The 778-nt window shown below is 33.5% G+C and carries 1 protein-coding gene; it reads right to left on the bottom strand.

Annotation, left to right across the window (positions count from 1 at the left end):
* The coding region (locus tag HMPREF2987_RS10930; RefSeq protein WP_180364487.1) for a hypothetical protein at positions 1 to 778 on the bottom strand (778 nt) is incomplete at both ends.

Genomic DNA, 778 nt, shown 5'->3' with positions numbered 1-778 from the left:
TTTATAGGTTACAACAACATTGTTTCCTTCTTTTTCTACTTTATCAACAACTTTTGAAGCATCTTCTACTTCTTGACCTTTTTTGTCAGCCAAACGTGCATCTGGATTGTTTTGAGAATATTCAACTTTAACTTTCTTTTTAATTTTGTCAAATTCTTCGTTAGTGACGTTGTTAGCATCTGATACGGCTAGTTTATCTGTTTCTGCTGGAGTTTTGATATCATATTTCTTAGTTTGTGCTTTTAATACGAAAGTTACTGCACCTGGGTCAGTAAGGTATGTACCAACTATTTCTCCATTATTTTTAGTTTTTGTTGCATTATTAGAAATCTCTGCACCATCTGTATCTGTTGCTGTTGCAAAACGTGTTACAAGCTCTAAAGAGTCGTTTTCTGTTTTTGGAAGTCTATTTTCAGCAATACCAGAAACTTGTCCAGTAACTTTAATTTTTGCTGGTGTAGGAGTTTCAGAATTAATTGCTGTTACAGTGTAACCCCATTCGTTATCTTGTTTTTCTGGGTTCCCATCAATATTATTTAAGGCAATATTTCCACCTTTTTTCAATGAAGCGGATTTAATTTTTCCAGAATCATCGTTAAAGGTAATATCAACGTCAGCTTCTTCTCCAGTATAAAGATAAATTTCTTTTTTGTTTGGAGCTGGATCTGAATATGGAATCTCTACTGTCGGTGCAACATTCGTACGTGCAAAATCAGTCAATGGTTTTGTATCTTTAGAACCATCTTTATAGGTTACAACAACATTGTTTCCTTCTTTT

This window comes from Streptococcus sp. HMSC067H01 (assembly GCF_001814775.1).
In the GTDB taxonomy this organism is placed as follows: domain Bacteria; phylum Bacillota; class Bacilli; order Lactobacillales; family Streptococcaceae; genus Streptococcus.
The sequence above is the reverse complement of the archived record's forward strand: the minus strand, read 5'-3'. Positions and strand labels throughout refer to the sequence as shown.